Source organism: Pseudomonas sp. Pseusp97 (assembly GCF_047304025.1).
Classification (GTDB): Bacteria; Pseudomonadota; Gammaproteobacteria; order Pseudomonadales; family Pseudomonadaceae; genus Pseudomonas.
This window is the reverse complement of sequence record NZ_JBGLYK010000277.1, coordinates 1-6,368: the sequence shown is the minus strand read 5'-3', so window position 1 is coordinate 6,368 and position 6,368 is coordinate 1. Positions and strand designations below refer to the sequence as shown.

General features: G+C 67.2%; 5 protein-coding genes. 2 read left to right on the top strand and 3 right to left on the bottom strand.

The window, feature by feature from the left end; all coding sequences use genetic code 11:
* Nucleotides 1-494 precede the first annotated feature (494 nt).
* The 3 genes from ACCC94_RS26880 to ACCC94_RS26870 form a co-directional block, all read right to left on the bottom strand.
* Nucleotides 495-1,886 (bottom strand): adenylate/guanylate cyclase domain-containing protein, encoded by a 1,392-nt coding sequence (locus ACCC94_RS26880; RefSeq protein ID WP_413352651.1) that lies wholly within the window; start codon nucleotides 1,884-1,886, stop codon nucleotides 495-497.
* 141 nt (nucleotides 1,887-2,027) lie between these two features.
* On the bottom strand, nucleotides 2,028-2,612 hold the full coding sequence (locus tag ACCC94_RS26875) for an HD domain-containing protein (RefSeq protein ID WP_413352650.1): 585 nt from the start codon (nucleotides 2,610-2,612) through the stop codon (nucleotides 2,028-2,030).
* A 153-nt stretch (nucleotides 2,613-2,765) separates the two neighbouring features.
* Complete coding sequence (locus ACCC94_RS26870; RefSeq protein ID WP_413352649.1) at nucleotides 2,766-3,569, bottom strand: helix-turn-helix transcriptional regulator; 804 nt, start codon at nucleotides 3,567-3,569, stop codon at nucleotides 2,766-2,768.
* Nucleotides 3,570-3,766: 197 nt separating this feature from the next.
* Here ACCC94_RS26870 and ACCC94_RS26865 point away from each other — a divergent pair, with 197 nt between their 5' ends.
* Nucleotides 3,767-5,131: an APC family permease gene (locus ACCC94_RS26865; protein WP_413352648.1), complete on the top strand. Its 1,365-nt coding sequence runs from the start codon at nucleotides 3,767-3,769 to the stop codon at nucleotides 5,129-5,131.
* 15 nt (nucleotides 5,132-5,146) lie between these two features.
* Nucleotides 5,147-6,244 carry a P1 family peptidase gene (locus tag ACCC94_RS26860; RefSeq protein ID WP_413352647.1) on the top strand — a complete coding sequence of 366 codons (1,098 nt, stop codon included), beginning with the start codon at nucleotides 5,147-5,149 and terminating at the stop codon, nucleotides 6,242-6,244.
* Nucleotides 6,245-6,368: the final 124 nt, after the last annotated feature.

Genomic DNA, 6,368 nt, shown 5'->3' with positions numbered 1-6,368 from the left:
AACCCCCCCGTGCCCGCCCCCCGCGCCCCCCCCCCCCCCCCCGGGGGGGCGGGGGGGGGGGGGGGCCCCCCCCCGGCCCCCGCTCCTACTAGGTGTGCGGGCGGATTCGCGGGCAGGGCGGGCGACGGCAGGGGGCGCTACGCCTCTGTGCTCAACGGTGAGAGTGGGTTACGCCGTGATGGATTTCGCGGACAAGGTCCGCTCCTACCTGAAATATCGTTCCGGGGGCTTGCCCTCTCCCTGAAGGGAGAGGGCGCTGTCCGTGCCGGCTGACACTTCGGCCTCAACCTGCACCAGACGGTCCCCTCTCCCTTCGGAGCGGGGCGCGCAGCCAGGGTTAGGGAGAGGGAAAATCCAAGGCACGAACTATCAGAAGAATACAGTTGCTCCTATGCCAGCGGGGCCAGGCGTGAGCCTTGCCGGAATCCCCGGCGTGCGTAGGAGCGGACTTCGTCCGCGATCGGGTGGGCGTAAACCCGGAGCCGCAAGACCACTCAGAGGATGATCTTGTCCTTGAGCTTCTCCGCGGCCTGCTGCAGCGCCTGGATGACCCGTTCCTTGTCGTAGTTCTGCACGTTGTTGGTGTCCAGGTACATGGAGAAGCCCGGCACCTCGTGCTCGACGAAGCTGGGGTTGGAGCCCAGGTCGCGGCGGAAGTCGACCACCTGGTAGATCTGCACCGGCTTGCTGAAACCCTTCACGGCGATCTGGCCCTTGTCGCGGCACATCAGCGTGTCCTTGACCAGCGAGTAGGTCTCATGGCTGATGAGGATCTCGCCGGCTTCGGCGGCGCTTTCCAGGCGGCTGGCGAGGTTCACTTCGCGGCCGATGATGGTGTAGTCCATGCGCGTGTCGGCGCCGAAGTTGCCCACGGTGCAGTAGCCGGTGTTCAGGCCCATGCGCACTTCCAGCGGCTTGGTGATGCCCTGGGCGCGCCACTGCTGGCGCATGACCTTCATGTGCTTGCGCATGGCGACCGCCATGGACACGGCGGCCACGGCGTCCTTCTTCGCGCCCTGGGTGGCCGGGTCGCCGAAGAACACCATCACGCAGTCGCCGACGAACTTGTCGATGGTGCCGCCGTACTTCAGGGCGATCTTCGACATCTCGTTCAGGTAGTTGTTGAGCATGTCGGTGAGGGCCTCGGCTTCGAGTTCCTCGGACAGCTCGGTGAAGCCCTTGATGTCGGAGAAGAACACCGTGAGCTTCTTGCGCTGGGTTTCCAGGCGCACCGTGCGCTTGCCGCTGAAGATCGACTCCCACACCTGCGGCGACAGGTACTTGGCCAGGTTGCTGGCCAGGCGCGCGGCCTTTTCCTGCTCCAGGGTGATGTCCGAGCGGGCCTGGGCCAGGCGCAGGCCCTGCTGGTGCACGAAGAAGGCGGTGATGCAGATGTACAGGGTGGAGAACAGCACGCTGACCAGCGCGACGATGCTCGGCGTCTGGCCCTTGTAGGCCGGCGAGATCAGCGCGGCGCTGAGCACCGATGCGCTCAGCGCCACCAGCAGCGCCAGGCCCAGCGAGCGCAGGCCGCCGATGATCAGCGCAGAGAAGGCGAGGATCAGCACCAGCATCAGGCTGGGTACTTCGGAGAAGCCCAGCAGCGTGGTGGCGATGCCGGCGTGCAGGGCATCGATGAACAGTAGTACCAGGCGGGTGCGTTGCGGGTTGTCGCGCTTGAAGCGGCGGCTGACCTGCTGCGCGAGGTGCGGGTAGAGCAGGGCGTACGGGATCATCCAGAGGATCTCGTAGCCGAAGTACCTGGCGAAGGTGCCGGCGGTGATGGTCGCGGCGACGGCGATATAGGCCAGCACGCGGGAATGGTATTCGCGCAGGGGGGCGGGGGTGAGCGGCGTGCTGGAGCGCTCGAGAACGTTAGGCTTCATGCGCAAGAAACTTCCCTGGTGTGCGTAGGCTTGTGGCCGATTGCGCGTCTGATTTTGGGAGGGATCTTATTCCATGCGCAGCCCCCGGGCCAGCGGCGGTTCGCCACTCTTCGTCGCGGACCGCCGGTCGCCTTGGGACCCTCAGGCCATGGTGCCGTCGGGCTTCTGGTAGATCGAGCGGCGTGGCTGGGCAAAGACCCGGCGCAGCATGGGTTCGAAGAACTCCAGGGGCAGCACTTCGCCGTCCGGATCGAAGGCGGCGGCGTCGTAGCGCGCGCAGAATTCGATGGTCTGCTCGAACTGCGGGTGGTCCTTGAACTGCTCGCGCAGGTGCCGGTCCAGGCCCAGGTGATGGAAGAAGTAGTAGCCCTGGAAGATCGCGTGCTTCTCGATCATCCACAGGTTCGCTTCGCTGACGAAGGGCTTGAGGATGGCCGCGGCGATGTCGGCATGGTTGAACGAGCCGAGGGTGTCGCCGATGTCGTGGAGCAGCGCGCAGACCACGTATTCCTCGTCGCGACCGTCGCGGTGCGCCAGGGTGGCGGTCTGCAGCGAATGGGTCAGGCGGTCCACCGGGAAGCCGCCGAAGTCGCCGTCGAGCAGGCGCAGGTGGGTCAGGATGCGGTCGGGCAGCAGCGCGGCGTACTGGCCGAAGTCCTTGGCGATGATCGCCCAGTCCTCGGCGCTGCCGTCTTCCATGTGGGTGAAGTGGGCGCGTGCGTTCATCGGGCTGTCCTCTTGTGGTTGTTGGAGGGGGACGGCTCCAGTCTAGAAGCGCACGGCGTTGGCGGTAGTGTCCGTGCAGCACCAGCGGGGTGTCCCGCTGGGCGCGAATGGCGCGGCATCAGCCGCGCCCATGGGGACCAGATGCAGCGGCGCTCAGGGGTTCTGCGGGTCGTGCCCCAGCGACTGCAGGAACAGCGAGAACAGCTCCGGCTGCGAGGAGATGTCGAGCTTGTTGTACAGGTGGCGGCGGTGGACCTTGATGGTCTCCGGGGAGATTGCCAGGCGCTCGGCCATGGCCTTGGAGGAGTAACCCCGGAGGATCAGCCGGGCGATCTCCAGTTCGCGCTCGGATAGCACCCCGGCGCCGAAGTGGCTCAGGGCATCGCGCACCTGCACCGCCACGCCGTCGCTGGCGCCCGGCAGCAGGCGCTGGCTGCGCTGCTGCCAGTGCTGCTGCATCAGCGCCAATACCCAGGGGCAGAGCATCGCCAGCAGGCCGGTCTGCTCGCCATCGAATAGCCGGCGCATGCCCAGCGACAACGACAGCGCGCCCTGGCCGGGGAGCTGGAGGATGAACTGCACCTCGTCCTCCAGCACGTTGTCGTGGAAGTAGCTGAGGAAGTACTCGCTCTGGCGGAACTGGTCCGGGGAGATTTCCTCCAGCCGGTACAGCCCGCTGGGCACACCCTCGCGGCAGGCCTGGTAGAAGGGATCGAGCTGGAACAGGCCGTCGAGGTAGATGGCCATGGCCGCAGGCCCGGCGGTGGGCTCGGCGTCGTATTCCTCCAGCGCCACCGGGGTTCCGCTGGCCGGGTAGAACATCGCCAGGGCGTTATCGAACGGCAGCCACTGGTGCAGCAGCAGGACCAGCTGCTTCCAGAAGCGCGGCTGGCCGATCTGCTCGATGGCGCGGCCGAGGTTGGCGTGCATGCCGACCTCGCGGAACAGGTTGTGCATCCGTTGGTTCTCCGTGGGTTCGGTCCACGGTTTCCTCCTTTTACCGGCTCCTCGTCAAGGGGGCGTAACCCCAAATGGTGATTGGCCGCCACCCTCGTCATGCCCAGACTGCACCCCACGCAGCGCCCCGTGCAGAGGGCGCGACAAGGTCTTCGTTCCTGCCTCAGCCACCAATAACAACACGAGGAAACAACGATATGAGCGCTTCCCCTGCGCCAGCGAGCGCGCTCAAGCCCAGCCTGGGCGTGCTCGACGTAGTCGCCATCACCGTCTCGGCAGTCACCCCCGCCAGCTCCGTTTTCGTCATCGCTCCCTTCGCCATCCAGCAGGCCGGCAGCGGCGCCTTCCTGGCGTTCGTCTTCGCCGGCTTCCTGGCCCTGATGTTCGCCTGGTGCTACGCCGAACTCGGCCGCGCCCACAGCTCCGCCGGCGGCGAGTATGTCTACGCCAAGCGCGTGTTCGGCGGCCTCGCCGGCTACGCCACCTTCCTCACCGTGCTGGTGTCGCTGCTGTTCATCCCGCCGGTCCTGGCGACGGGCGCGGCGACCTACCTGAACAACGCCCTGGGGACGAGCTTCGATACCCAGACCGTCGCCCTGGCGATAGTCGCCGCCAGCTACGTGCTGGGCATCCTCAACATCCGCGTGAACGCCTGGATCACCGGGGTGTTCCTGCTCTGCGAAGTGGCGGCGCTGCTGGTCATCGTGGTGCTCGGTTTCGGCCACGTCAGCCAGCCGGTCAGCGTGCTGGTACAGCCGCAGCACATCGACGGCGGGATACTGGCCGCCGCGCCCTGGGCGCTGGTGATCGGCGCCGTGGGCACCGCGCTGTTCTCCTACAACGGCTTCGGCGGCGCGGTGCTGCTGGCCGAGGACATGAAGTGCGGCGGGCGCAACGTGCACCGCGCAGTGATCTGGTCGCTGGTGCTGGTGGTGGCGATCGAGATCGTCCCGCTGACCGCACTGCTGCTCGGCGCACCCTCGCTGAAGGAGATGATTGCCAGCCCCGATCCGGTCGGCTACCTGCTCACCGCCCACGGTAACCAAACGCTGTCGCGGCTGGTCAGCGCCGGCATCTTCCTCTCGGTGTTCAACGCCATCGTCGCCATCGTCATCCAGGTCGGCCGGGTGATCTTCAGCAGCGGCCGCGACGAGCTGTGGACGCCGCTGATGAATCGCGCCTTCACCCGTATCCACCCGCGCTGGGAATCGCCGTGGATCGCCACGCTGTTCCTCGGCGTGCCTTCGGCGGCGCTGAGCTTCAGCTCGAACCTGGCGGAGCTGACTTCCTTCACCGTGCTGCTGCTGGTGATGGTCTACCTGGCGGTGGCGCTCTGCGCGCTGTTCAGCCGCGTGCTGCGCCGCGACCGCGAGCACCCGTACCGCATGCCGCTGTGGCCGCTGCCGGCGATGCTGGCGGTGGTCGGCGCCGGCTACCTGTTGCTCAACCTGCTACTGGACGCTTCCTCGCGGGACGTCATGATCATTGTCGGGATACTGGCCGTGTCGGTGATTCTCTACAGCACCTACGGCAAGCTCAGCCCGGCCTTCCAGAAGTTATAGAACGAAGGAGACAGCATGCGCGCTCGTCAACTCGGCATCACCCTCGGCCTGGGCACTCCCGGCGAGTTCAACGCCATTACTGATGTTCCCGGCATCCGCGTCGGCCACAGCACCCTGATCGGCGAGCGCGACGGCAAGGCCGTGCGCACCGGAGTCACGGTGGTACAGCCGCGCGATGGCGCGGCGCGCCGGCAGCCCTGCTTCGCCGGCTGTCATGTGCTCAACGGCAACGGCGACGCCACCGGCCTTGAGTGGATTCGCGAGGCGGGGCTGCTGACCACGCCCATTGCCATCACCAATACCCACAGCGTGGGCGCGGTGCGCGATGCGCTGATCGCCGCCGAGCATGCCGAGCTGGCGGACCCGTCCATCTACTGGTGCATGCCGGTGGTGATGGAAACCTACGACGGTCTGCTCAACGACATCTGGGGCCAGCACGTCGGCGCCGAGCAGGTGCGCGAGGCGCTGGCCGCGGCTGAATCCGGCCCGGTGCGGGAAGGTCCGGTGGGTGGCGGCACGGGGATGATCTGCCACGAGTTCAAGGGCGGCATCGGCACCGCCTCGCGCAAGTTGCCGGCGGAGCAGGGCGGCTGGACGGTGGGCGCGCTGGTGCAGGCCAACCACGGCCAGCGCCGCGAACTGCGGGTGGATGGTTACCCGGTGGGCCGTCAACTGGGTGATCTGCCTTCACCGTTCGCCGAACAGGGTACGCCGGGTATGGGCTCCATCGTGGTGATCCTCGCCACCGATGCGCCGCTGTTGCCGCACCAGTGCCAGCGCCTGGCGCAACGCGCCTCGCTGGGCATCGCCCGCACAGGGGGCGGCACCGACGATTCCAGCGGCGACATCTTCCTCGCCTTCGCCACCGGCAACCGCGACCTGCCGCCGGCGGACTACGGGCGCAAGGACCTGCCTTTCGCCACGGCGTTGGAGATGGTCAACAACGACCACATCTCGCCGCTGTTCGCCGCTGCCGCCGAGGCGGTGGAGGAAGCCATCGTCAACGTGCTGCTGGCCGGCAAGGACATGCGCACCGATGACGGCGTGCTGGTGCCGGCGCTGAGTGGTGAGCGGTTGCTGGCGGCTTTGCGCGAGGTGGGCTGGAAGGGATGACGCTGGGCTTGGACGGGCAGTAGGGGCGGGGGTTGGTGGGGAACCGGGTTTAGGGGGGGGCGGGGGGGGGGGGGGTTTGGGGCCGCACGGGGGCGAAAAAAATGGGGGGGGGGGAGATAAAAAA